Source organism: Streptomyces sp. NPDC051636 (genome assembly GCF_044453765.1).
Classification (GTDB): domain Bacteria; phylum Actinomycetota; class Actinomycetes; order Streptomycetales; family Streptomycetaceae; genus Streptomyces.
In genome coordinates this window covers 80,477-102,563 of the sequence record NZ_JBITDA010000025.1, presented here as the reverse complement: position 1 = coordinate 102,563, position 22,087 = coordinate 80,477, and the positions used below count along the sequence as shown (strand labels likewise).

The window sequence follows — 22,087 nt, the reverse complement described above, 5'->3', positions numbered from 1 at the left end:
CCAGCAATAAAAATATACCGCACTTTCATCACCCACGGGAAGGGGCACACTGCCCCCGACAGCTCGGCGGCCGCGAGCCGGCCAGGGCCAGGGATCACGCGGTGAGCGTGACGTCGGTGGCGTCGATGACCCGGCGGATCGGGATCGGTGCTCCCTTCTTCCGCTTGGGGGCGGGCTTGGGCAGTTCCCGCACGGGCCGGAAGACGGTGCCCGTCCGGCCGGTGATGTCTCGCCAACGGGCCTCGAAGGATTTGCGCTGCTTGTCGACCACGCCGGCGGGGGCAGCGACGAGGAACGCTTCGGCGGAGGGCAGGCCGTCGGTAGGCAGCAGGTAGTGGGCACGGCGGATGTGGGAATGCTCGCCGATGGTGAGCTTCACGTCAGCGTTCTCCGACGCGTAGCGGCGTACGAGCATCTCGGCGGTGAACCGGTCGCCGACCCACACGGTGCGCAGGGAGCGCCAGGACTGGCCCTTCTTGACCTTGCCGCGGCAGCCCTCGGGGCCGGAGCACCAGGGCGGGAGCTTGATGTACTCCTCGGTCTCGGAGTCGGTGTAGCCACCCTGGGGATGGTTGCGCCGGCAGCGGGCGGTGCGTTCCTGCTGGCACCACCACTTCGGGCGGGTGCACTTCTTTCCGTGGTGGGTGCGGCAATCCTTGGTCCGGCCGATGAAGGTCATGCGGCGGATCTCGTAGACGGCGTACTCGGCCTGGTCGAGGGCTGTTTCGAAGGTGGTCAGGACGGCGTTGTTGCGGCCGTCCTCGGCGAGCCGCTGATAGAGCGAGCCGGCCGGGCCGTACAGCGACATCTGCTCGTTGAGGGCCTGCGAGACGTACTCCATGAGGAGAACCTCGGCGGCGACGTGCGGGTACTCGCGCAGCCGCTCCTCGTGCCGGTCGCGGGAGGCACAGACCCCACTGAAGGGGCACTGCGAGCAGTACGATTTTTTGATCTTCTCGCCGAGCTGTTCGTAGACGTAGGCCTCGACGGCGGCCCGGTCCATCCGGGCCAGGATCAGCGGGTAGTGCGGCTCGCAGATGGTGCGCCCGGCCTTGGTGTTGTGCTCCCGCTGGATCCGGCTGTCCTTCTCGGCGCGCCCCAGCTCGTCGTAGTGGTAGCCGATAACGCGACGGTATGAGGTGGTGCCGAACTCTGCGGCCGCCCAGTGGTCAAGGACCCACCCTTTGAACCGGATGCTGCAGCGACGCTGGCCGGAGGCAAGCATCGGGACGGTGCCGGCGGCGCGCAGCTCGTCGGACAGGCGCCAGGGGCCGGCTTGATGGATCCGCTGCGGGGTGCGGGAGTCGTCCAGGACGAGAACGCCTTCGGCGTCGCTCTTGCCTGCACGGCACACCTGGACCAGCCGGACACGGCGTTCGCGCAGCAGGGGAAGAACGAGCCGGTCACAGTAGGAAAGGGAGTCCTCCCATTCGTCACCGGTGACGGCGTGGACGACGATCAGGTCGGACAGGTCGGGTTCCAGGCCGTGCGCGACGGGATCGGCCAGGTACATGAGCAGAATCGCTGTCGAGTCGGCGCCCAGGCCGTAGGACAGGACGGTGGCCCGCTTGGGGCGGAAGGTATCGGTCACGGGGTTGGCCGCGAGCTCGGCGAGCTGGGCGGGCGGCGCGTACGCGGGCATGCGGTGGCTCCAGAGTCGTGGTGCTCGGGGTGGCGGAGACCTGAGGCGGCGGCCCGGTGCCGGGCCCGTACGGCGGGCCCGGCACCGGGCGGTGTGCCGCGTGTGGTCAGTCGCGCTCCAGCTCCAGGGCCACGAACTCCTTCTCGGTGCGGGCGGTGAAGCGCACCGAGAGCGGGATGGCCGGGGCGTCGAGGACGTACGGCTCGTCGAGGGGGATGTAGATCTGAATCCGGTCGGCCCGGAAGCCCCGGAAACCCTGGCTCAGGCGGTCCATGCACTGGACGAAGACGGCGCCTTCGTCGCCGCGGGTGATGATGTCGTGGATCTCGATGGTGCGGACGGACGGGGCCTCGTCTGCGTCGGCGTATGCGATGACGACGGCGCGCTGCTCGTCCATAGCGTGGCCGAGGTCGGTGAGGGTGTCGGCGAGCGACTGGCGGGCTGTGTTCTTCATCGTTTCCAGCACGGATTCTCCCTGGGGATGTGCCTGTCTTCGGTGGTGGGCTCTGCCACGAAACCCACAAGAGAAATATACCGCACTATCATCACCAGGGGGAGGGGAACGCGCCTGCTTTTCGCGCGAATTGGCACGTCAGCGGGTCTCCCGCCGCCGTGCCGTGGTTTGACAGGGCGCCGATCGGAGCACGACGCTTGCGATCGTCCGAGAGGCGAGAGGGGTCCAAGCGTGTGGCTGCAGCCGAGTGCAATCCGCCGCGCCTGGTTGTCGGCGCGGGGGCGGTGCGACTGGTTCGTGCACACCGAGCAAGACGGACTGCTCCGCAGGGAACGCACGCGCCGAGGCGCGCTGAGGTGGGCGCGCGGCTACGGCGAGCCGTGCGCGGTCTCGCCGCAGGATCTCGTTCCCGAACTCGCTGGCCGGGTCGCGTTGTACCCCGGCGAGGGTCCTGACACCTACGTCCCGCGTCGCTGAAAGCACCCGCGCGGCAACGATGAAGGGCCCGGGCCACCAGAGTTCTGGTGGCCCGGGCCCTGAAGCGATCAGCCGGAGGCCTGCTGCCAGTTCAGCCGTGCAGGGCGGTACCGGCCGGGTGGATCGTCTTGGGCTGCTGGGAGCCGCGCCGGCCGTCGGTGAGCGCGGCGAGCAACTCGGCGGCCTCGGGCTGCTGCTCCTCGCTCAGGTACCGAATGCCGTCGCCTTCCGGCGAGGTGCCGGTGTCTTTGCCGATCGGGTGGCGCCGGCTGACGGCGGTGCGCCAGCCGTAGCGCTCGTCCCACACCAGGGCGGGAGTCCCGGAGCCACTCAGCAACACGGCCGCGGCGAGCGCGTCGCCCTCCAGGCGCTGCACCACGACGTCCTGCTGCTCGGCCAGGCCGGCGCCGACCAGGACGTCGGCGACGCGCTGCAGGTACGGCTGGACCTGGCGGGCGCGCAGTTCGGTGGCGGCGCTGGCCAGGGCCGTGCGCTGCACGGCGGTCGGGTAGCCGAGACGGGTGGCGGCGTCCTCGGGGGTCAGCTCCGGCTCGGCCTGCAGCAGGTCGGCGATCCGCTCTCCCCGCAGCCGCGGCAGGGCGCGCGCGGCCGCGGCGTAGGACAGGCCGACGCGGTCCTGGACGGTGGCGATGGTGGCCGCCGGGTCCTCGTCGAGCAGGGCGCCGACCCGTGCGGAGATCTCGTCGCGCGGAACCATGTCGCCGCTGCCCTTGGGGCGGCCCTTGGGCGCGGCCTCTGTGCTGGTGCCCTTGGCCGTTCGGAAGGCCTTCACGATGCCGCGCGGGCAGTGCTCCACGCCCTTGACCTTGGTCAGGTGGGGGGCGATCTGGGGGTGTGTCTTGTAGTCGTCCCAGGTCTTGGGGGTGACCCCGAGCTCGGCGGCGGCCTCGTTGCGGTCGAGGAGGTCCTGGTCGTCGTCCTCGTTCGGAACGTCGGGGACGGGGCGGCCGGCCAGGTAGGCAGCGGTCTGCTGGCTGTCCCACAGCTTCACCCGCGCGCCCTCTGAGCTGATCAGGGGCGGGAAGTCCTCGGCGGTGTAGGGCTGCTTGTTGCGGAAGGTGCCAATGCTGATGCCCATCGCCTTAGCGAGCTCGTCGCTGGTCTGGGCGTACTTCCGGCGTCCGGCGCGGATCATCGTTCTCTCCTGGTCGGTGGGGCAGGGCGCCGGCGTCGGCGTTCCGAGCGGGGCGGTGGGCTATGCGGTGCGGGTGGGCGTGAGGTCAGCGGTAGTGGCCTTCCACTGGGCTTCGAGAGTGCGGACGGCAGCCCGGTAGTGATCGTCGTCGCCGGTCCACGCGTCCTGGGCCGCCGTCAGGGCCTCGAGCAGCTCCAGCTTGTCCAGGAGGTGGTGGGCCAGGTCTCCGACGAGGCGGGCACCGAGGTCCTCAAGGACGCGGTCGTGGCGTGTCTCGAGGGCTGCGCGGCGGCGCCGCTCGGCCTGGCGTGCCTGGGATACGGCGCGCATGGCCACGACGACCACCGTGATCAGGGCCCCGAGCGCGACGGCCCGGCCGCGAGACCGATCGTCGCCCCACGGGATGGTGAAGTCGGGAAGGAGGGGCGGCGCGGGGCGTCCGGCTACGAAGGCATCGAACTTGGCCTTCGCGCGGATCGCGACGAAGCAGATGGCGGCTCCGCAGACGATGCCGGTGGTGGCGAGGAACAGGAACTCGATCGGGGTCGAGCCGGCGTCCCCGCGGGCGTGGCGTAACACGGCGGCACGCGGCCGTGCGCGGTGCAGCATGGAGGAACTCCTTGACGACGGTGATGACTTCGGTCCGGGGTGTGCTTGCCACAACACACCCAACGAAAGAAAGTTACCGGACTTACGTCATCGCGGGCAAGGAGGCGTTCCTCGGGCCTGCCGCACCGCTACACTCGAAGCACGACCACGTCCGTGCGGGTCACCTCCTGTCCTGGACGGTGTGTGTCTTCGGTTGGCCGGTGCCCTTGCCACCCGCTTCGGCGGATTGGGCGCCGGCCGCTTTCTTTCCCGTACGGCCGGCCGCCCTCCAGCGCGGGGTGCCCCGCCGACGGGGGAACGGCGGGGCGAGACCAGTGTCGCAGGCCGGGCCCCGTCTGGGGCGGCTTTCACCGCGCGGGATCCTCTCGTTGGCCGACATCACCCTGTCGCTCAGCCGTCCCGCTGCTGGCCGAGGATGGCGGCGAGCTGGGCACGCTGCTGCTCTTCCTCGGCCATGACCTCGGCGAGGATCTCCCGGTCGATGTAGCCGTCGACGGCCTCCAACACCAGGCGCTTGAGTTCGGCCGGTTCCAGCGCCTCAACCTCCCACTGCACCGGGCGGTCGATGTCGAAGCCATAGCGGCGGGCGAACCCGGGCCAGCGCGGATCATCCCTCTTCCCTTCGGCCGGCGGCAGCTGGTACTCGCGGACCTGCCCGTCCGTCAGCAGCACCCGCTCCACCCGCTCCCAGCAGTCGGTGCGCTCCACCCAGTCGCGTTCGATGTCGGAGCCGCTGGCGTCGAAGTCGCCGATGTAGAGCAGCGCCGCCGGGCGGGGATCGCTGCGCGCGCGTTCGCGGACGACGTCGGCGTAGGACTGGCTGCCGAAGCCCCTCACGACCAGGACGGGGATGCTGTACTCGGCGAGCCACCCGGTCAGCAGCTGGCGCAGCGTGTCTTTCTCGGCCGCCACGTACAGCGCCCACTCCTGCCCGCGGGTGCGGTCCAGGCGGAACCACTGGGGCATGTCCGCCACGAACGCCTCGGCGTCCGGCCAGGCCGGCGGGACGTGGACTTCGCGGATCGTGTCGATGAGGTCCGGGAAGAGTCCGTCGCGGCGGGCCTGCGCGAGTCGGGAGGACAGCCTGCGGTACATGGGTGCGGTGTTCGGCAGGAGCCCCTCGGCGACCAGCCGGTACATGACTTGCCGTACGGTGACGCCGCCGTCGTAGCCGTCGACGATGTCGCGGGCCCGGTCGATGATGTCCTGCCACTTGATGCGCGCACTCATCCGGTACATGTACCAATTCCTGCTGCCGAGTGGTCAACTCCGTTTTCGAGGCTGCCGGCTACGTACCTGCCGCCAGCGCCGTCCTGGGGATCCACGCCGGTCTGCCGTCCCGATCCGGTCGCTCCGGGGCCAGCTGCCCCGGTGAGCAGCTGGCCCCTCCTGGCCTCCGCTCGGGGGCGGGCCAGGAGGGCCGGTCTGTCAGCTGGCAAGTGGTACATGTACCGGTTCGGGGTCTCCCGCGTCGCCGGCCTGGGCGCCCCGCTCGGCGGAGTCGACCCGCATGCCGGTCAGGACGGTGGTCGCCATGCCGGTCGTGGCGACCGTTTCGAATCCGTCGGTGCTCCGGTGACGCACGCTCCATACCGGCCCGGTCAGGGTCGGGCGCCAGGTGAGTTCGTAGCGGTGTCCTTCCTTGCTGACCGCGTCCCACCATCCCCGCTGGACGGGGGTGATGCGCTCCCCCGCCTGCACCTTGGGCGTGGCCGGGTCGGGCCCGTACATCGCGTCCATCCATGCGAGGTAGGCGGGTGTCGGGGCGATCGGGGCGCGCATGGTGTCCCCGCGCGCCCCATGGGCCGTCCACGGACCGGTGACCTTCCAGCCGCGCTTCTCCACCAGGGCAGCCAGGGTGTCCCGTTCGACGGACAGCGGGGTGCGGTAGCGGCCGTTGATGGTCTGCGGCCGCCCCAGGGCGTCATCGTGCGCGTTCCCGCACGTCCCGCACACGAAGGCCAGCACCGCGTTGCCCGTGATCGGCGAGACGTAGAGTTCCGCAGCCACGGGACGGTGCTTCTCCTCCGTCCGACGGGCGATGGCTCGCCGCTCTTCCTCAGTCAGCCGCACGGGTGCCTGCCGCCGCTCCCCCTGCAACCGGTAGGCCGCGCGCCGCTGTTCCTGCTCGACACGGCGGCGGTCCGCCTCCAGGGCGGCGGTACGGCGGCGGTCGGCCCGGACGATCGCGCGCACGTCGTCCATGCCGACCCAGCCTCCCAGGTCGACGTCGGCGCCGCCGACGCTCCGACGCACGGTGTAGGGCAGCACCGCATCAGGAGCGTGATAGACGCGGTACTCCTCCCCTGCGCAAGTCAGCTTCGCGGTCCGGCGGTTGGTGCCCGGGGTGGTGACCCACTCGGCCACGGCCGGACGGACGGCGTACGGCTCCGGGCCGGGCCGCTCCCCCGCGAGGCAGGCGCGCGGCGCCTCGATGCCGGGCACGGCGCCGCCCTCGCCGTCCCACGTGCCGACGGCTCCCGGGTCGCTCACGACGTCGGGGCGGACCGGGGTGCCGTCGACGGCCGGAGCGGTACATGTACCCATTTTCGGAGAGGGGTCGGTGCCGACGGGCACAGCACCCGATCCAGCGTCCGGCGCGCTGGGCTGGTCGACGCCGATGCACGCCCCGCCCTCGCCCTCCCACACGTCCACGCTGCACGGGTCGCTGATCACGTCCGCCGGACGCTGCCCGTACGCCATGGCGACCGCCTTACGTGCGGCCTCCCCAGCGCGGTGAATCTCGCCAACGCTCGCGCCCGACTCCTCCGCCTCCCTGCGCGCTGCCCGCGCGGCCCGGACAACCTCACCGGCCGGAGCCTTGACCGGCGCCGGACCAGCCTCGGGCAGACGGCGCCCGTGTGCCGTGTAGCACTCGGCGCACAGGTACCCGGGTCCCGTGTGCAGCGTCGCCGCGTACAGCGCAACACCGACCGTGAAGCAGCGCGGGCAGTACTGACGGCCCGTAGCCATGGCCTTTTCCTCCGCCGGGCACAGTCGCGGCCCACTGCCGATCAGGGCTGTGATGATCACGTGGCCGCAGTAGGCGCACTCGATGCCGTACAGCGTGTTCCGGTCGCAGCGGGGGCAGTGCTCACCGGCCGGAACCTCCGCCGGAGCGTCGGAAGTCTCCGCCGGTACCTCCGCCGGGGCAGGCTCGACAGTGTCGGCAGGCTCCGCCGGAGCGTCGGCAGGCTCGACACCCGGGACGTAGCCACCCTCCGACTCCCATGCCTCTACCGGGTCACCGGTCGTGGCCACCACATCAAACAGACCGTCCGACGCGCACTCCGGGGCGATCACCTCAACGTCCGCGTTCCCGTGCTGAGTCGCCACGAACGCGTACGCGCTCTTGCGGCGCGAGCCGTGCACGAACGGCAGGCACACTGCCTCATCACGCCGCGCCCTACGGCCGTCAACCGTCGCCACCACAACCGCCGAGCACTCACCCCGGTCACCGTTCCACTTCCCGGAGCGCACACGGTTCGCCCACACCTGCCCGGTGTACCGGACCCCGTCCACAGTCCAGGCCAGCATCGCGCCCGGGGCGTAGTCCTTAGGCTCGAACGCCTTACGCGGCGCGGGCTTGCCCGACCACATCTGAACCTTCGCGGGCTTGAACACGGGGCGCCCGTCGCCACGCTTGACGATCTCCTCAGACAGTTCCCGCGCACGCTTGTGGAACCCTTCGCGCGCTTCCTGGTGTGCCTCATCCGGCACGGTGTGCAGCGTGAACCGGGCGCGCCCGTCCGCCGACTCGATGTTCAGTCGCGCGCCCCCGCCCGTGACGTATGCGCGACCGTGCGCCCCGACACTGACCAGGGGACGGACGTTGTCGGGGGTGCCTTCCGGGCACGTGTCCGGAGTCTGTGCGTGGCCCGACTCGCCGTTCAGGAAGTCGGCGCGGGTGTCCGCTGCGAGCCGCGACAGGTGACCATCGGAGGCAACACGCCCGTTCGCGTCGACAACCTTCCAGCGCTTGACGGGCTTAGGTGCGCCGTACGCGATACGACCGACCGCCGACACGTCCGGCGTGATGCTGTACTCGGCCACGCTGTACGGGGCGCAGAACGGCGCCTCAGCCTCCGCCGGAACGTCCGGGGTGTCCACCGCGACGGGCGCCGGAACGGGCGCAGACTCCGCCACGGGGGCCGACTCGGCCGGAGCGTCTACGGTGGCCGGAGCGTCTACGGTGGCCGGAGCCTTGACCGCCGGAGCCTCCGGGGCGCCAGCAACCACCACGTTCGCACGCTCCGGAACCTCCGCCGGAACGGTGCCGAATTCCCGACGGTGCTCGCTACGCAGTGCGTAGGACACGGTGTGGGAGCCGCGACCGTCCCGAACGATCACCCAACCCTCACGGGCCACCTTCTCAGGCTGTACGCCCGCACCACACGAGCATGCGTATCCGTAGATGCCGCGCCAGTCGTCCCCGATTGCCGCACGGCACGTGCCCGGACGGCGCCCGTACTGCGTCGCCTTGAACGGGCCGTTGTGCCGTACCGGCTCCAAGATCACAAGCGCGTCCGGTCGCACGGTCGCGATGTTCTTCCGCGCGTACGTCGCCACCGGGCCCCGGGTCTTGTAACCCTCGCGCCCCGGGATGATCCACCGGCCGTCAAGCGTCACCAGGCTGTACCGCTCCGTCGCGGGGCAGTACACGGAGTACGCGACCGCGCGACGCGTCATGCTCTGTCCCTGCCGCTCCGGGTACAGGTCGGCATCCGAGGCAAGGATCGTGCGCGCGTCCGTAAGGCCATGCCCTTCCATGGCGTTGCGGGCGGGAGTGGTGATCATGATGGCGTTCGACATGTGGGGCTCTCCAGAGTCTGTGTGGGTCTTCGGTGCGGCGGGGGTGCCACTCCCCCGCCGCCGGGGGGTGGGGAGCGGCGTGCGCCGCTCCCCAGGGAGGCCTAGATCAGGTCTGCGATGCTCGTGAGGAGCGCTACTGCCTTGTCCTTGGTGAGCGGAACCGTGTCGCCGTCCGTGTCAGCGCCACCGGTCAGCAGTACGGGTCCGTGGTACTGCTGGTGGGTGAATCCGAATCGGATCGCAAGGAGCGTCGCGAGCTTGTTGACCGGGTGGTTGTAGAGACCCTCGTCGTCGAGCCACATGTCGAGTTGGTCGGTGAGCGCGACGACGTCAACACGGTCGCAGCGGAGTACCGCTCGCATGACGATCAGCCGGTTGTCACCTTCTGGAAGGTCGATCGGAACGATGTCCGCCTCGGGGGTGATGAGCAGGGCGTCGGGCGTGTGACCCATGGATGTCTCCCGTTCTGTGGGGGGGGTGCCTTCGGATTCGGTCGGCTGCCACCGCCGACCAACGAGAAAAATATACCGCACTTCCATCACCGAACGGAAGGGATTCCGGGGCACTTTTTCGAGAATCTCCGCTGGTCAGCGGCTCGCGCGGCGCCACGGGCGCGAGTGCGCGCAGCCGCCTGCGGCGCGCCTGGGCGGGCCGGCGACGGGCGCAGGGGCCGCTCGAGCCGGCCGGGTGCCGGCGGGACGACCGGACGAAGCCGGGATGGGCTGAGCTCTGGGCTGGGCTGGCCTGTGCTGAACTACGTCCTCTTCCTCCGACTTACGCGGAGAAAGAGGTGTCGGTAAGGGTGGAGGGCTTGCCCGTGGGGGGTGAGCTGGGCGAATGCCGGGATCACGCAAAGGGGTGCTGCAACTCTCGGTGCACCCCTCGGTGCAACGGTGCAGCCCACTGTCCAGGCAACGGTCGGGCCCACTAAGGAAGCAACTGCTTGCGAGGCGCTGGGCAGCCCCGGCCGGCGGCGCAGCACGCCGGCCGTCGAGGGCTTGTCGGCAGCGTCTCGGTATGGCGGCGACGCGGGCCTAGGTGGGCGCCTGGTCCTTGGCGCGGCAGGCCGGGCAGATCAACTGGGCGTTGCTGCCGTACCGAATTGTGAGTCCCTGGCACCGTGCGCATGGGCCGATCTGATTCGGGTTGCAGCCGAGCATGACCGCTGCCGAGGCGGGGTCAGTCGAGGGATCGATGCGTCTGACGGAGTCGTTCATGTATCCGAATCTACGTCGGGCGATCCGGAGGGTTTCGCCACCAGGGCCGTCGGTTGGGTGGCGGGAGATCGGTGGGCAAGCCCCGCCTGAGCTTGGGCAAGCCCCTGTTGGTTCGGGTGGGCAAGCCGGACCCCCGGTCTCGGCCGGGGGACAGCCCGGGTTGGTCAGGTGCGGGTGACGTTGAAGCCGGTGCTGTTCAGGGCGCTGGTCCACACTTCGCGGTCGAACCACTTGGTGATGTCCGGCTGCATCTCGGTGAGGGTGCGCATGCGGGCCTGCCAGTCGTGGCCGGTGGGACCGCGGCTGCCGTCGCATCCCTCGCAGCCGTCTTCTCCGTGGATGTGGCCGGCCATCCATGCGTTGACGGCGACGTTGAGGATGACGGCGTACAGGTCTCCGCCGGTTCGGGCCAGGGCGTCCGGCACGCCGGCGAGGATGAGCGCCAGCTCGGGGTTGTCCCGCGGCGGCATGGGCGCTTGCCCGACCCCGTCGTCGGGGGTGCTGCCCTCGAATTCCTGCAGGCTCTGGGCGATGCTGTCGGCGAGGGCGGAGGCGTCGAAGTACCGCCAGGCTGATCGCACCTGGATGCGGAGCTGGTTGGCCACCGCCTGGACGTTGCGCTCGATGGTGTCCTCCACCGTCGCGGGTGCGATGGTCACGCCCCGGCGGGCCAGTTCGGCGAGGGTCTCAGCGACGGCTTCTTTGAACGCTTTGGTGTTCCGCACCACCGCATCGTAGGGGCGCGGGGCTTGCCCAGGAGGCCACGCAGTGGAGTTCGTGGGGCGCGGGCGGTTCAAAGTGAGGGGTCCGGGAGGCCGGGAGGACAGCGTCGGGTCCGAGGCGGGCCCGGGCGGCGTCGGCGGTCTTCTCGATGGGGCGCGCTTTGTCGTCGCTCAGGTCGCCGAGGAGCTGGTGGTGTGCCGCTACCGCAGGGATGTTCCGGCGTGGATCCAACGACAGCCGCGCCTTGTGGCAGCTGGCCAGGCGTTGGCTATCCGACCCAGCCCAGGTCGTAGACCTCGATGCCGTCGAGGTATGCGGTGAACGCCACCCACGAGCGCGGCCCGAACCATAGCGCCCCGTCACCTCCGCCGGGGGGTGGCCACGATTCCGGCTGTACCAGCGCGGCGGCGATCGTCTCCATGACCTCTTGGCGCCCCTCCGCTGGGAGTTCGGCCAGGGACTCCTCCGCTCGTGGCGCCAGGTCGACCATGTACGTCACTGCGCACCTCCGTGTCGTGATCACCAGGGGCAGCACCGTACGGTGCGGCAGCTGACCGCGTGCGGGCCTGTGGATAACCCTCGCCGGTGGCCTCACTCCGAGCCGGTGGCACGGGGTCATGGTGCCGGGGCCAGGGAGGCCGGGAAGACGGCGTCGGGTCCGAAGCGGGCGCGGGCGGCGTCGGCGGCTTTCTCGAGTTGGCGTGCTTTGTCGTCGCTCGGGTCGAGGAGGAGTTGGTGGTGGGTGGTGGCTGCGGGGCGTAGGGCTGAGGCGCGCAGGCTGATGGTGCGGACGCGGGCTCGTTGGAGGCCGAGGCTGTCGTAGATGTGGTGGGCGGTGTGGGTGAGGGCGGCGGAGTGGTTGGTGGCTTCGGGGAGGGTGCGGGTGCGGGTGGTGTGGGAGCGGTCGGCGTAGCGGACGTCGAGGGTGAGGGTGCCGGCGGCGTCGTGGGTGTGGCGGAGGTCGGCGCCGAGTTGTTCGGCGAGGCCGAGGAGGGCGCGGCGGTGCTGTAGCGGGTCGAGTTCGTCGTACGGGAAGTCGTGGCGGGCGGTGCGGGAGGCGGGGGCGGAGCCGGGGGTGACGGGGCGGGGGTCGTGGCCGCGGGCTCGGTCGGCGATCTCTCGGCCGGTGGTCTTGCCGAGGAGGCGCTGCAGGGTGAGCAGCGGGGTGTCGGCGAGGGCGCCGATGGTGTGCAGGCCGTGCCGGGTCAGGAGGGTGGCGGTGGCGGGGCCGATGCCGGGCAGGGCGTGGACGGGGCGGGGGTTGAGGAACGCGGCGATGGCGTCCGGGGTGGGGTCGACGATGGTGATGCGGCCGGGCGGGGTGGCGTCGGCGGCCATGGCGGCGATCAGGATCGAGTTGGCGCCGCCGATGGTGGTCTGGGTGCCGTACAGCGCGGCGGCGCGCAGCGCGATGAGCTGGGCCAGGTCACGGGGGCTGCGGTCGAAGTACTTCAAGGCGCCAGTGATGTCGTGGTCGGCGGCGGCGGGGGGTTGGGCCTGCCAGCGCGGGGAGATCCCGTCGAGGACGATCAGGAGCTGGTGGTAGAGGTCCTCGTTGCCGCCGTGGTGGAAGTGGATGCGCAGGATGGCGCGGTCGAGGCGTCAGCAGCATCGGCCTCCGGCCTGCGGGCTGCGGCCTTGTCCGGCTCGGGGATCAGCAGGTCGGCCGGGGTGCAGTTCAGGACGTCGCAGATCACGTCGAGGTCGTCCAGCCGGATGGTGACCGGCTGCCCCGACCACAGGCCCGACATCTTCCCGGCGCTGATGGTCAGGCCGGCGTCCGCGAGCATGCGCTGCAGCTCACTGGCCTTCCAGATGTCGCGCTGTGCGGCGACCAGGCGCAGGTTCCACTTCACCGAAGACCACCTCCGAGGCGGATGCTGGCCCGCTGGCCGGCCTGGACCCAGGCGTCTTCGACGTGGGTGCGGGTGACGTGAACGTAGATCATCGTGGTGTGCAGCCATTCGTGACCGAGGAGTTCTTGCAGGGCGACGATGTCCATGCCGGACAGGTAGAGATCGGACGCCGCGAAGTGCCGCAGCAGGTGCGGAGACAGGCGGCCGGAGAACTTGGGCAGATGCTCGGTGACCATGCCCGCCAACGCGGTCCGCAGCGTGTCGTCCCCCACGCGCTTGCAGGAGCCGTCAGGGTGGCGCCGTTCGGAGGGAAACAGCGGGGCGCCCGGCGCGTTGACCTGGTCGTCGAACTCCCAGCGCGGCCCGTGGACCCACCACTCCAGCAGCTCCCGGGATCCGTTGATCAGCGGGACGAGCCGTTCCTTCTTCCGCCCGCGTGATCCCTTGCCCCGCAGCAGGACCTTGCCGAAGCGGCCCATGTGCCAGTGGATGTCGTCGACGTTGAGCAGGCACAGCTCCGACACCCGCGGGCCCAGCAAGCTGGCCAGCCGCATCGCGGTGTAACTGCGGACGCTCGGTGCGTACTTGCGGACCGATCCGAGATCGTCCCGCCAGCCGCTGAAGAGCTGCTCGATCTCCGGCGCGCTCGGCGGGATCCGAAGCCGTGCGTGCACGTTGCCCCGTGGCCGGTTCAGCTCGTCCAGCGGTGTCTCGACCACCACGCCGGTGGCCGCGTGGATATCGGCCTGGTGCCGCATCTCCAGGAACTCGAAGAAGATCCCGATCGCTTGGGCCTTCCGGGCCTTCGTCGTCTGCATCGCCGATCGATGCTTGCCGCCGAAGAACCGGTCCATGTCCTGCGGCGCCATCTCCCAGAGCGGCTTGCCGAACCAGTCCCGCAACTCGCAGATCGCCGACAGGTCCGTGCGGATCGTCTTGTCCTCCGTGCCGGCGGACGATCTCGCCAGCACGAACTCGGCAAGCAGATCCTGTTCGAATGCCTCGACGTCCTCGGGAGTCGTCAGCCTGAGTTCTGGCCGAAGATTCCGTACTGCTGCCAGGCCCATGCTGCCCCCAGCTCACTCGATGACCCGATCCCTCGGGATTCACCGGGAGGCAATCAGGAATCCTGAAGCTGCTTCGTTCCTTCGTCTGCGCTTCACCCGAACGAGTACGGCAAGGCCACAGGCCCAACGCCGGAGAGTGGATACTGCGGATGGCCGACGAACTCACGGGACCTTCGTCAGGGTTCCACACGTGGGTGGCCCACTCAATGCGGGTGGTACTCAAAGGGATTCTCCTGGCCGTGTTGTAGGGGTGGGCTTGGGCCGGCCCCGGCCCGGGACTAACGGCATCCGGGCGGGGGCCGGTGCTCGGGGGCCGTCTATGTCTCTTTGGCTGTGACGGCGATCAGGCGGCCGATGCGGACGGCGGTGTGTCCGGCGTGCCGGAGCGGGACGAGGTACTGGGTCTCGATCTCCCAGGCGGCCAGCGGCAGATCGACCGCGCCGGGCGGGGGGACCATGCGGATGCTCCACGCGGTGGTGAGCAGCGCCGTGGCCAGCCGCTCGACGTAGCCGTTGCCGCGGTCGTTGGCCTTGGCCTCGTTCAAGGCGGCCGCCCAGGCCATCAGCGGCCGGGTCTCGCTGGCTTGCGGCCCGTACCGGTGCGGCTCGGCGAGGTTGAAGGCCGGGTCGGTGTCCTCGGGGCGGGTGGCGGCGACGATCGCCTCCACTCCCCCGTCGACTGGGCGGGTGGTGTAGAGGAGGGCGTACGCGCCGTAGTCGGCGCCGCCGCCGGTACGGGAGAGCGTGACGCGTCCCGTACCGACGATCAGCTCGGTGCAGCGGTAGCCCAGGGGTAAGACGGCCATCGCTTTATCCCGCCTGCTCGGACATGGCTTTGGCCTGGTGGTCCTTGTAGGCCTCGGTCAGGTAGGCGGGCAGCTGGCCGCCGACGGGCACGTCCAGGCCCTGCTGCCGGGCCCAGGCCCGTACCTCGGCGGCGGGCGGGTTGGTCAGGCTGTCCAGCCGCCGGCGGGCGGCGGTCCGGCTGCGCTTGAGGCTTGCGATCTCGCGCTGGAGGCGGGCCACGGTGATGGCACGCCGCTGGTCGAGCTGGTTGCTGTTCTGGTGGTGCTGCTCGAAGGCTTCGATGACGCTGGCGGACAGCACCCCGCTCGGGCTGACCATCATGCCCTGCTCTTCGGCCCAGTCCCGGATGAGCGCGGCACTGTTGGCGCCGAGGCGGCTGAGCTTGGACTGCGCCCTGTTCAGCTTGCGGCCGATCTCGGCGAGCTCGCCGCGGATGCCGTTCTCGGCGATCATGCGGCTCTGGTAGCCGGCGAGCTCGCTGAGCAGTTCCCGCACCCGGGAGGCCTGCCGCCGCACGCGCTGATGGCCGGCGTTCTGCTCGACCCACATCAGCGCGGCCAGGCCCCGGATGAGCGTCGGGTCGATGCCCGTGAGGACGCCCCCGGAGCGTGCCGCGGTCTGGGAGAGGCCCTGGACTTCGGCGAGGGCGGCGATCTGGCCGGTGCTCATGCCGGTCGCGCGCTTGATCTCGCCGGGATCGCGGCGGCTCTTGAGCATGAGCAGGGCGGTGTCGCGAGAACTCATGCCGACTTCCTCCTGGTCGCGATGGCGGAGAACTCACGGCGCAGCGTGTTGCGTCGGGCCTTCGTGGTGCCCGCCCAGATGTCGTCGCCGGCCTCGGTGGGGTGGTCAATCGCCCAGGCCAGGCACTTCTCACGCACGGGGCAGCCACTGAGGCAGGCCAGCTGGGCGGTGGCCCGGTCGACGGGGTCGCTGCTGCTCCACAGGTCCGGGTCGTAGTCGGGGTCCTGGCACGGCTCGGTGCCGGTGAAGCGGGGGAACGGAGCGAGACGGCCGGTCATGCGGCCGCTCCCTGCGTCTTGGTGCGCCACTCGGTGATGACCTCGGGGTTCCAGCCGTCGTTGCGCAGGTCGCGCAGCAGGTCGTAGGGCAGGCCCAGGCGCCGTGCGGCCTCAGCGCGCGAGATGTCGCGGGACCACAGGATCTGGTCGGCGTAGGCGAGTTCGGCGTCGGTGATGCCCTCGGGCAGTTCGCCGTTGACGGCCCGCTCGACGGCGATCAGGTCGAGGTCGCCGTCGACGGTGTGGGCGGCCCGCAGGGGGATGTAGGTGCGGGGGCTGGCGAGTCGGGTGGCCATGGTCATGACGCGTTCTCCGGGGTGAAGGCGCGGACGACGTACATGTCGGTGTTGAGGGCGGCGTGGGTGTGGGCGCCGTTGCCGAGTTCGCGGGCCCGCTCAGCGGCGATCTTGTCGTTGTTGAGGCGGGTGCCGGAGACGACCTCGAGGATTTCGGCGTCGCGGCCGGCGCACTCACGGCAGCCCGCGGCGTGGCTCGTGCGGATCGCGGTGGTCACGGCTGGTTCGCCTCCTTCGGCGTGCAGCCGGGGAGGAAGAACTCCGGCGGTAACCAGGCCTGAAGCCGGTACAGGTGCAGCAGTTCCACGGGGAACTCGGCGCCGCGCGGCAGGTCGCTCGAGGGCGCCAGGTCGGGGGCGAGCTGTTAGCGGTTCAGGTCCCGGTCCTGACCGGGCAGGAGGCTTTGGTCACCGAGGTCGTCGACGTCGAAGTCCGAGTCGATGTCGCCGGGGTAGTAGATGAGGAACACGCCGTCGTCGGTGCGTTCCACGACGTGCAGGGTGCGGACGGGGGCGTCGGCGGGGGCGACGTCGTCGCAGCGCACCCACGTCTGGCCGGTGGAGGCGAGGATGCTGGGGTCGCCCTCGTCGGCCCAGTCGGTGATGCAGCGGTAGGCGTCAGCGCGGGCGAAGCCCTCGTGCTCGACGAGGTGGTTGACCCAGGCGGTGAGGTGGTCGCCCAGAACCTGGGCGCCGACAAGCTGGTGGAGGAAGGCCAGGGTGCTCATGCCGCGACCGCCTTCCGGTCCGTGATGTCGACCTGGGCGAGGAGCTTTTGCAGGGCGGAGCCGCGGCGCCGGTAGGTGTCGGTGGCGGGCAGGCCGCAGTTCCAGCAGTCGTTTTCCTCGCCACGCCAGGCGACGTCGCACTGCTGACGGGTGCAGACGGACTCCGGGGTGCGGTGCAGCCGGGGGGTGCGCGCGGCGATCCCGCGCATGATCTCGGCGGCGGTCCTTCTGGCCGGGGTGCGCTTGCTGCCGGTCCGAGCGTGCATGATGGTGGTCTCTCTTTCTCGCTACGCGGGTGAAGGGGGCCCGGGACGGCCGGCGGTTTTCCAGGCCTTGACGGCCGTCCCGGGGCGAATTCAGAGGGTGATCTGGTGGGCCTTGGCGTCCTCCCAGCGCAGCTGCCAGCCGGGGCGCAGGCCGCGGGCGGCCCAGTCGATCCGGGGCCGGTCGGGAACCGGGATCTCGCGGCCGTTCTGCAGGTGCTCGCGGGCCTCGTCGACGACGCGCCGGGCGGAGGCGACGGCGGTGTTCTTGTCGCTGGCCAGGCCGGTGAACACGTGGATCCCGGTGCGGCGGCCGTCGGGGTGCTGGATGGGAACGTCGACTTCCCACATCTCCGCGCGGCCGGTCATTCCCCGTCCTCCCACGTCTCCGGGTCGTACGCGGCGTGCAGGGTGAGCGGGACGATCGAGTAGCCGGTGATGGTCTCGTCGTCCTCGCCGGGCCCGAAGAGCGACAGGTCCTCGGCGGGGGGGTCCTCGGCGAGTTCGCTCTGCTCGGGGATCCACTGGTGTGTGACGTCGATGCGGTCGTCGTCGCGGCCGCTGAGGTCGGAGCCGCAGGCGCGAGCGGCGGCGCGGTTGGTGAACAGGCCGCAGGGGATGGTGTCGTGCTGGATGCGGTAGATCGTCAGCTCGGCCGGGGCGCCGGGCGTCAGGTGGGTGATGCCGGGGAAGGCGGCCTCGGCGGCGGCCAGGCGCTGGTTGAGCTGGTCGATGTGCGCGAGCAGCTGCGCCATGTCGGTGGGGGCGTGGGCGATGAAGTCGGCGTTGGCGGCGTCCCGTCCGCCTTCGCGCACGTCGAGTTCGGCGATGCAGTCGTCGTCGCTGACCAGGTCGTTGGTGCCGACGCAGCGGGTCAGGACGTGGCCGTTGAAGGTCGCGTTCTGGACCGTCCAGGGGCCGGGGGTGGCGGCCTGGAGGCGGTCACGGATGGCGTCCAGCCAGTCGGCGGGGGCCTGGGTGGTGGGGTTGGGGGCTGTCGTGTTGATCGTCACGGGATGGGTCTCCTGTGTTTTCTGGTGGGGCCGGGCGGCCCGGGTGGGCCGTCCGGAGTCGAGGGGGTGTGCTCGTCAGGAGCTGGCCGGGGCCGGGCTGGTGTCGGCGGGGCTGCCGGCGGACCAGCGGGCGGCGGTGTTCTTCAGGGCCTGGTGCCAGTCGCCGTTGAAAGCGGAGGGCGCGTCGAGGTCGCGGCCGATGATCATGTCGACGAGCAGACGGGCTTCGGCGTCGGTCTGGGGCTGCGGGGCGGGGGTGGTCTGCACGGGCAGGTTCCTTCCTGCGGGGAGGGGTCGGGGGGTGTCAGCTGAGGTCGGCCGGGGTGAGCACGTCGTCGAAGCCGTCGGCCTTGGCGTTGAAGCGGTCCGCCTGGCGGGCCTGGTCGCGCAGGATGCGCGGGGGAACTCGCGTCTCGTCCGGGCGCATCGCGTTGCGGCGCCGGCACTCGGAGGTCGGGGTGTCCGGTAGAACGGCGATGGCTCGCAGGCCGTGCTGGTGGGCGAGGTCGGTGTACTTGCGGCGGTGGCGGGCCTCGGCGTGGGTGGCGTCGAGGACCGTGAGCAGGCCGCGCTCGAGGCGGGCGGTGAGGATCGCGTCGAAGGCGGTGACAGCGGCCGGGGTGGCGGTCTGGTCCGCGCGGGTGCCGGCGGCCAGGGCGCGGAAGGCGTCGAGCTCGAGGACGGAGCCGGCTGGGAAGTGCCGGGCGGCGAGGGTGGACTTGCCGCATCCGGCCGGGCCGACCAGCACGTACAGGCTGGGTTCGGTGATCGTCGGCTCGGCGGGCCGGGCCTGCGGCGTGTAGAGGGCCTTGGCCAGGACGTCCCACAGCAGATCACCGCGGCCGTACTCGGGGTCGACGACTGTGAGCTGGATGGCGCCCTGCAGCTGGCGGAAGAGGTCGCGGTGGATGAGACGAGCGGGCCAAATAGTGCGCAGGTCGCGCTTGCTGAGCCGCGCTCCGAAGGTGGTGTAGTCGTGGCCGTCGACGGAGGTGACGGTCACCCCGTCGCGGTGGCTGTCGGCGCACACGATCAGCCCAGCCGCCTCGGCGGGGGCGAGGATCTGGTTGACGAGGTCGATGCCGGCGCGGTCGCGGCGGACCCAGCCGGTCACCGCGGCGCGCTGCGCCCACCAGCGGCCGTCGAATCCGGTCTCGGCGATGCCGGGCTGGGAGCTGTCGGTCAGATAGCCGGCGCGATTGGCGAGGGCGAGAACCGGCACCAGGTTGGTGGTCTCCTCGTCGGGCCCGCAGTTCGGCATGACGCCGGGGTGGGAGGCGATGCGGCCCTCCAGCCACAGGGCGGTCAGTTCGGCGAGGTCGGCGATCGAGCGGGCTGCACGCCAGCGGGCGCGGTCGGTGCGGCTCATCCCGGGAAGTCGCAGTCGCATGAGCGTGGTCCTTTTCGGCCTGGTCAGGCGGGCAGCTGGCTGGCGAGGCGCTCGGCGGCGTAGGCCTGGTCCTCGCGCTGGTCGATGAGGATCTCGATCTGCCGGACGGTGCGGCGCGGGAGCCGCTTGACGCCGTAGGCGTGGGCGCAGAAATCGAGTTGCTGCTGGCGGGAGGCGGGGTCGCCGAGCTGGTGGCCGTGGGTGAACTCGTGCACGAGCAGCTGGTTCACGGCGGCCTTGTCGGGCACGTTGGCCAGGTTGGCGACGACGAGGACGCCCACCTCGGCGAGCACGGTGATGCCCGCCTTGCCGCGTGCGTTGCGGCGGGCCAGGCGCAGTTCCTTGTTCTCCGCGCTCTTGGTGACGCCGTCGACGAGGGCGAGTTCGGAGCGGGCGGCGACGTGCGCGAGGGTGTTCGTGTCGGCGGTCAGCAGCAGGTGGATGTGGGGCAGGGAGCCGAACTGGTAGCGGACCAGGTCCGCGGCGGCGTCGGCGATCTGCCGGGCGTGCCGTGCCAGGCCCCGGTTGCGGAACCCGACGCGTTCTTCCGTGATGGCGACCATGAGGGGTGTTCCTTCGTCGTGGGAAGGGCTACTGGGCGGCGGCGCGGGCTCGCTCGGCGGCGGCAAGGAGGGCGCGGTGTACCTGCTCCTCGGTGCGGTGCAGGTTGTCGTTCCAGCGCGGGATGCTGCGGCGGCCGATCACCGAGCGGAGGTAGACGTTGGCGTCGGAGGACGTCTTGCGGCTGGCGGCGTCGGACCAGACAAGCTCTCGTTCGGCGCCGAGGATGCAGACACCGTCCGGGGAGGAGTACTCGCCCTGGATCCAGCCGCGGGCCTTGATGGTTTCGGAGGTCGCTTCCAGGAAGTCGGCGGCCTTCAGGGCGCGCAGCCTCTCGGGCGGTACGGCCTCGAGCTGCGGCGCCTTAGAGGGGGTGAGGAGGTGCCACAGCACGCGCACTGAGGCGACCAGGACGCCGGCGGCGAAGAGGGTGGAGTACTTCAGCAGCACCCAGGCCGCGCGTGCGGCGAGGCGGCCGGCGGTGCGGGTGATCTGGCCCGAGCGGGAGAGGAGGCGCGGGTCCGGGGGGCAGGGGCCGGTGGCGATGCCGGCCTGGCGGATGAGGGTGTCGGTGTCCGGCAGGACGATCGCGGGGGCGTCGTCGGCGGGCGTGGTGTCGGCGGGCGCGTCATCGCGGAAGGCGGCGGCCAGCTCTTCGGCGAGGGCCTCGGCGAACACCGCGTCGACGGCGGCCGCTAGGGCCGCTTCGGACCAGAAGGTCCGGGGCGCCGTGGGCGTGGCGGTCGAAGCTGCGGGCATGGAAGGGCCAACCTCTGCTGCGGGGGAACGGTTTGGGAGGGAGGTGAAGGCCCGGGGCGGTCGGCTGAGTTTGGCGACCTGGCGGCCGCGCCCGGGGTGGCGAGTCAGCTGGTGGGTTTGTCGCCGGTGTGCTTCTTGATGGCCTTGAGGATCGCGTCGCGGGTGACGCCGAGGATGGCCGCGATGTCGGTCTGGGCGCCGCGGTAGGAGCCCTTCAGTTCGGCGATCTTGGTCCAGAACACCGTCTCGGCCTCAGCGATCTTCGTGTCGCGTTCCTCCTTGGCCGCTCTCACGGCTTCCTGGAGGTTCTTCTCGGCGTCCTCGGGTCGGCTGTGTCGGGGGGTCACTGATGAACTCCACTCGGGATGTAGGAGACAATGGTTCCGGCCCCCTGCTCCGGGTGGAGCGGGACGGGAGGCCGGGGACGGCGGGCTGAGTTTGGCGACCTGGCCGCCGTCCCCGGGCGAAGCTACGAGGCTTCGGCGGTGCTGTGCTCGACGGCGTCCAGCTCGGCGTTGAGTGTGCCGTAGCCGAGGTTGCTGTCGGCGTTGCGCAGGTGCAGGACCACCGCCATCAGCCGCTGGACCTCGTCCTCGTCGCCGCGGGCGGCGAACTGCTGGGAGATGCCGCGGACGGTGCCGCTCAGTTCCTCGATCACGCAGCTGGCGACCAGGCTGTCCAGGACGTCGTCGGTGTCGGCGCCGTTCTCGACGTCGGCGCGCAGCTGACGCAGGCTCTCGGTCATCTCGAAGAAGATGTCGCCGTCGAAGCGGTCCGGGTCGAGGGCATCGGCGATGCTCTCGACGGTGCCGTCGAAGAGCCGGTTGGCGCCGTAGAGGATGACGCCGTAGCCGATCATCTGCCAGTCGGTGGCCTGGGCGATCCAGGCCGGGCCGGCGTGCGCGAACCACATGCCCGCAAGGGCCAGCAGGCCCGAGGTGAAGAACACGTCACTGATGTCGGCGATCCGGCGCAGCGTACGGGTGACGAAGCGGCGGACGATGACGTTGCGGGGCTCGGTGCGAGTCGTGGTCTTGCGGGTCGAGGCGGTCATCTCGGTCACGTGCTGCTCCTTCGGCTGGAGTTGGGTGGAGCGGGTTGGAAGACCCGGGGCGGTCGGCTGGAGTTGGCGACCTGGCGGCCGCCCCGGGCTTCTTGCACACCCCCATAATGCAGACTTCGACTATGCATTACAAGAGTATGCGCGTCGCGGTTTCTGCGGAGTGGCGGACTGGC

Annotated in this window: 27 protein-coding genes; all 27 read right to left on the bottom strand. The window is 70.7% G+C overall.

Annotated features, from left to right (window positions below; translation table 11 throughout):
- Nucleotides 1-94: 94 nt before the first annotated feature.
- Entirely contained in the window at nt 95-1,642 is a 1,548-nt protein-coding gene (locus ACIBBH_RS33165; protein WP_399411040.1) for a hypothetical protein, read from the bottom strand.
- Between the two features lie 106 nt (nt 1,643-1,748).
- Nucleotides 1,749-2,108, bottom strand: a complete 360-nt coding sequence (locus ACIBBH_RS33160) for a WYL domain-containing protein (protein WP_399411038.1) — start codon at nt 2,106-2,108, stop codon at nt 1,749-1,751.
- 556 nt (nt 2,109-2,664) lie between these two features.
- Nucleotides 2,665-3,729, bottom strand: coding sequence for a hypothetical protein (locus ACIBBH_RS33155; protein ID WP_399411037.1), 1,065 nt, complete (start codon nt 3,727-3,729; stop codon nt 2,665-2,667).
- A gap of 60 nt (nt 3,730-3,789) precedes the next feature.
- Nucleotides 3,790-4,338: a hypothetical protein gene (locus tag ACIBBH_RS33150; protein WP_399411035.1), complete on the bottom strand. Its 549-nt coding sequence runs from the start codon at nt 4,336-4,338 to the stop codon at nt 3,790-3,792.
- 390 nt (nt 4,339-4,728) lie between these two features.
- Nucleotides 4,729-5,568, bottom strand: coding sequence for a hypothetical protein (locus tag ACIBBH_RS33145; protein WP_399411033.1), 840 nt, complete (start codon nt 5,566-5,568; stop codon nt 4,729-4,731).
- A 198-nt stretch (nt 5,569-5,766) separates the two neighbouring features.
- Entirely contained in the window at nt 5,767-9,150 is a 3,384-nt protein-coding gene (locus tag ACIBBH_RS33140; protein ID WP_399411031.1) for a hypothetical protein, read from the bottom strand.
- A gap of 101 nt (nt 9,151-9,251) precedes the next feature.
- Nucleotides 9,252-9,602 carry a DUF3846 domain-containing protein gene (locus ACIBBH_RS33135; protein ID WP_399411029.1) on the bottom strand — a complete coding sequence of 117 codons (351 nt, stop codon included), beginning with the start codon at nt 9,600-9,602 and terminating at the stop codon, nt 9,252-9,254.
- Between the two features lie 929 nt (nt 9,603-10,531).
- Nucleotides 10,532-11,092 carry a hypothetical protein gene (locus ACIBBH_RS33130; protein ID WP_399411027.1) on the bottom strand — a complete coding sequence of 187 codons (561 nt, stop codon included), beginning with the start codon at nt 11,090-11,092 and terminating at the stop codon, nt 10,532-10,534.
- A 266-nt stretch (nt 11,093-11,358) separates the two neighbouring features.
- On the bottom strand, nt 11,359-11,580 hold the full coding sequence (locus ACIBBH_RS33125; protein WP_355858433.1) for a hypothetical protein: 222 nt from the start codon (nt 11,578-11,580) through the stop codon (nt 11,359-11,361).
- A gap of 125 nt (nt 11,581-11,705) precedes the next feature.
- Nucleotides 11,706-12,668, bottom strand: coding sequence for a DNA polymerase thumb domain-containing protein (locus ACIBBH_RS33120; RefSeq protein ID WP_399411096.1), 963 nt, complete (start codon nt 12,666-12,668; stop codon nt 11,706-11,708).
- Nucleotides 12,620-12,946, bottom strand: a complete 327-nt coding sequence (locus ACIBBH_RS33115; protein WP_399411025.1) for a helix-turn-helix domain-containing protein — start codon at nt 12,944-12,946, stop codon at nt 12,620-12,622. Before ACIBBH_RS33115 ends, ACIBBH_RS33120 begins: the two co-directional genes overlap by 49 nt.
- Complete coding sequence (locus tag ACIBBH_RS33110) at nt 12,943-14,013, bottom strand: tyrosine-type recombinase/integrase (RefSeq protein ID WP_399411023.1); 1,071 nt, start codon at nt 14,011-14,013, stop codon at nt 12,943-12,945. The genes ACIBBH_RS33115 and ACIBBH_RS33110 overlap by 4 nt, the downstream gene beginning before the upstream one ends.
- Before the next feature lie 317 nt (nt 14,014-14,330).
- Entirely contained in the window at nt 14,331-14,819 is a 489-nt protein-coding gene (locus ACIBBH_RS33105; protein WP_399411021.1) for a hypothetical protein, read from the bottom strand.
- 4 nt (nt 14,820-14,823) lie between these two features.
- Nucleotides 14,824-15,564, bottom strand: coding sequence for a hypothetical protein (locus ACIBBH_RS33100; protein ID WP_399411019.1), 741 nt, complete (start codon nt 15,562-15,564; stop codon nt 14,824-14,826).
- Nucleotides 15,561-15,842 (bottom strand): WhiB family transcriptional regulator, encoded by a 282-nt coding sequence (locus tag ACIBBH_RS33095; protein ID WP_399411017.1) that lies wholly within the window; start codon nt 15,840-15,842, stop codon nt 15,561-15,563. Before ACIBBH_RS33095 ends, ACIBBH_RS33100 begins: the two co-directional genes overlap by 4 nt.
- Nucleotides 15,839-16,144 (bottom strand): hypothetical protein, encoded by a 306-nt coding sequence (locus ACIBBH_RS33090; protein ID WP_399411016.1) that lies wholly within the window; start codon nt 16,142-16,144, stop codon nt 15,839-15,841. Before ACIBBH_RS33090 ends, ACIBBH_RS33095 begins: the two co-directional genes overlap by 4 nt.
- Nucleotides 16,141-16,356 carry a hypothetical protein gene (locus ACIBBH_RS33085; protein WP_399411014.1) on the bottom strand — a complete coding sequence of 72 codons (216 nt, stop codon included), beginning with the start codon at nt 16,354-16,356 and terminating at the stop codon, nt 16,141-16,143. Before ACIBBH_RS33085 ends, ACIBBH_RS33090 begins: the two co-directional genes overlap by 4 nt.
- A gap of 146 nt (nt 16,357-16,502) precedes the next feature.
- Complete coding sequence (locus ACIBBH_RS33080) at nt 16,503-16,865, bottom strand: hypothetical protein (RefSeq protein ID WP_399411012.1); 363 nt, start codon at nt 16,863-16,865, stop codon at nt 16,503-16,505.
- Nucleotides 16,862-17,131: a hypothetical protein gene (locus tag ACIBBH_RS33075; RefSeq protein WP_399411010.1), complete on the bottom strand. Its 270-nt coding sequence runs from the start codon at nt 17,129-17,131 to the stop codon at nt 16,862-16,864. The genes ACIBBH_RS33080 and ACIBBH_RS33075 overlap by 4 nt, the downstream gene beginning before the upstream one ends.
- A 90-nt stretch (nt 17,132-17,221) precedes the next feature.
- A complete protein-coding gene (locus ACIBBH_RS33070; protein WP_399411008.1) occupies nt 17,222-17,497 on the bottom strand; it encodes a hypothetical protein in 276 nt (91 codons plus the stop codon).
- Nucleotides 17,494-18,141 (bottom strand): hypothetical protein, encoded by a 648-nt coding sequence (locus ACIBBH_RS33065; RefSeq protein ID WP_399411006.1) that lies wholly within the window; start codon nt 18,139-18,141, stop codon nt 17,494-17,496. Before ACIBBH_RS33065 ends, ACIBBH_RS33070 begins: the two co-directional genes overlap by 4 nt.
- A gap of 75 nt (nt 18,142-18,216) precedes the next feature.
- Nucleotides 18,217-18,408, bottom strand: a complete 192-nt coding sequence (locus tag ACIBBH_RS33060) for a hypothetical protein (RefSeq protein WP_399411004.1) — start codon at nt 18,406-18,408, stop codon at nt 18,217-18,219.
- 37 nt (nt 18,409-18,445) lie between these two features.
- Nucleotides 18,446-19,531, bottom strand: a complete 1,086-nt coding sequence (locus ACIBBH_RS33055) for a DUF6919 domain-containing protein (protein ID WP_399411003.1) — start codon at nt 19,529-19,531, stop codon at nt 18,446-18,448.
- A 23-nt stretch (nt 19,532-19,554) separates the two neighbouring features.
- Complete coding sequence (locus tag ACIBBH_RS33050) at nt 19,555-20,094, bottom strand: hypothetical protein (RefSeq protein ID WP_399411001.1); 540 nt, start codon at nt 20,092-20,094, stop codon at nt 19,555-19,557.
- A gap of 28 nt (nt 20,095-20,122) precedes the next feature.
- A complete protein-coding gene (locus ACIBBH_RS33045) occupies nt 20,123-20,851 on the bottom strand; it encodes a hypothetical protein (protein ID WP_399410999.1) in 729 nt (242 codons plus the stop codon).
- 104 nt (nt 20,852-20,955) lie between these two features.
- Nucleotides 20,956-21,198 (bottom strand): hypothetical protein, encoded by a 243-nt coding sequence (locus tag ACIBBH_RS33040; protein ID WP_399410997.1) that lies wholly within the window; start codon nt 21,196-21,198, stop codon nt 20,956-20,958.
- A 122-nt stretch (nt 21,199-21,320) separates the two neighbouring features.
- A complete protein-coding gene (locus ACIBBH_RS33035; RefSeq protein WP_399410996.1) occupies nt 21,321-21,914 on the bottom strand; it encodes a hypothetical protein in 594 nt (197 codons plus the stop codon).
- Nucleotides 21,915-22,087 lie beyond the last annotated feature (173 nt).

Excerpts from the sequence above, each read along its gene's own strand:
- ACIBBH_RS33050 (WP_399411001.1), bottom strand. The coding sequence starts at position 20,094 with ATGGTCGCCATCACGGAAGAACGCGTCGGGTTCCGCAACCGGGGCCTG.
- ACIBBH_RS33070 (WP_399411008.1), bottom strand. The coding sequence starts at position 17,497 with ATGACCGGCCGCGCGGAGATGTGGGAAGTCGACGTTCCCATCCAGCAC.
- ACIBBH_RS33145 (WP_399411033.1), bottom strand. The coding sequence starts at position 5,568 with ATGAGTGCGCGCATCAAGTGGCAGGACATCATCGACCGGGCCCGCGAC.
- ACIBBH_RS33155 (WP_399411037.1), bottom strand. The coding sequence starts at position 3,729 with ATGATCCGCGCCGGACGCCGGAAGTACGCCCAGACCAGCGACGAGCTC.
- ACIBBH_RS33140 (WP_399411031.1), bottom strand. The coding sequence starts at position 9,150 with ATGTCGAACGCCATCATGATCACCACTCCCGCCCGCAACGCCATGGAA.
- ACIBBH_RS33055 (WP_399411003.1), bottom strand. The coding sequence starts at position 19,531 with ATGCGACTGCGACTTCCCGGGATGAGCCGCACCGACCGCGCCCGCTGG.
- ACIBBH_RS33125 (WP_355858433.1), bottom strand. The coding sequence starts at position 11,580 with ATGGTCGACCTGGCGCCACGAGCGGAGGAGTCCCTGGCCGAACTCCCA.
- ACIBBH_RS33075 (WP_399411010.1), bottom strand. The coding sequence starts at position 17,131 with ATGCACGCTCGGACCGGCAGCAAGCGCACCCCGGCCAGAAGGACCGCC.
- ACIBBH_RS33150 (WP_399411035.1), bottom strand. The coding sequence starts at position 4,338 with ATGCTGCACCGCGCACGGCCGCGTGCCGCCGTGTTACGCCACGCCCGC.
- ACIBBH_RS33100 (WP_399411019.1), bottom strand. The coding sequence starts at position 15,564 with ATGAGTTCTCGCGACACCGCCCTGCTCATGCTCAAGAGCCGCCGCGAT.
- ACIBBH_RS33080 (WP_399411012.1), bottom strand. The coding sequence starts at position 16,865 with ATGAGCACCCTGGCCTTCCTCCACCAGCTTGTCGGCGCCCAGGTTCTG.
- ACIBBH_RS33090 (WP_399411016.1), bottom strand. The coding sequence starts at position 16,144 with ATGACCATGGCCACCCGACTCGCCAGCCCCCGCACCTACATCCCCCTG.
- ACIBBH_RS33135 (WP_399411029.1), bottom strand. The coding sequence starts at position 9,602 with ATGGGTCACACGCCCGACGCCCTGCTCATCACCCCCGAGGCGGACATC.
- ACIBBH_RS33110 (WP_399411023.1), bottom strand. The coding sequence starts at position 14,013 with ATGGGCCTGGCAGCAGTACGGAATCTTCGGCCAGAACTCAGGCTGACG.
- ACIBBH_RS33165 (WP_399411040.1), bottom strand. The coding sequence starts at position 1,642 with ATGCCCGCGTACGCGCCGCCCGCCCAGCTCGCCGAGCTCGCGGCCAAC.
- ACIBBH_RS33105 (WP_399411021.1), bottom strand. The coding sequence starts at position 14,819 with ATGGCCGTCTTACCCCTGGGCTACCGCTGCACCGAGCTGATCGTCGGT.
- ACIBBH_RS33045 (WP_399410999.1), bottom strand. The coding sequence starts at position 20,851 with ATGCCCGCAGCTTCGACCGCCACGCCCACGGCGCCCCGGACCTTCTGG.
- ACIBBH_RS33095 (WP_399411017.1), bottom strand. The coding sequence starts at position 15,842 with ATGACCGGCCGTCTCGCTCCGTTCCCCCGCTTCACCGGCACCGAGCCG.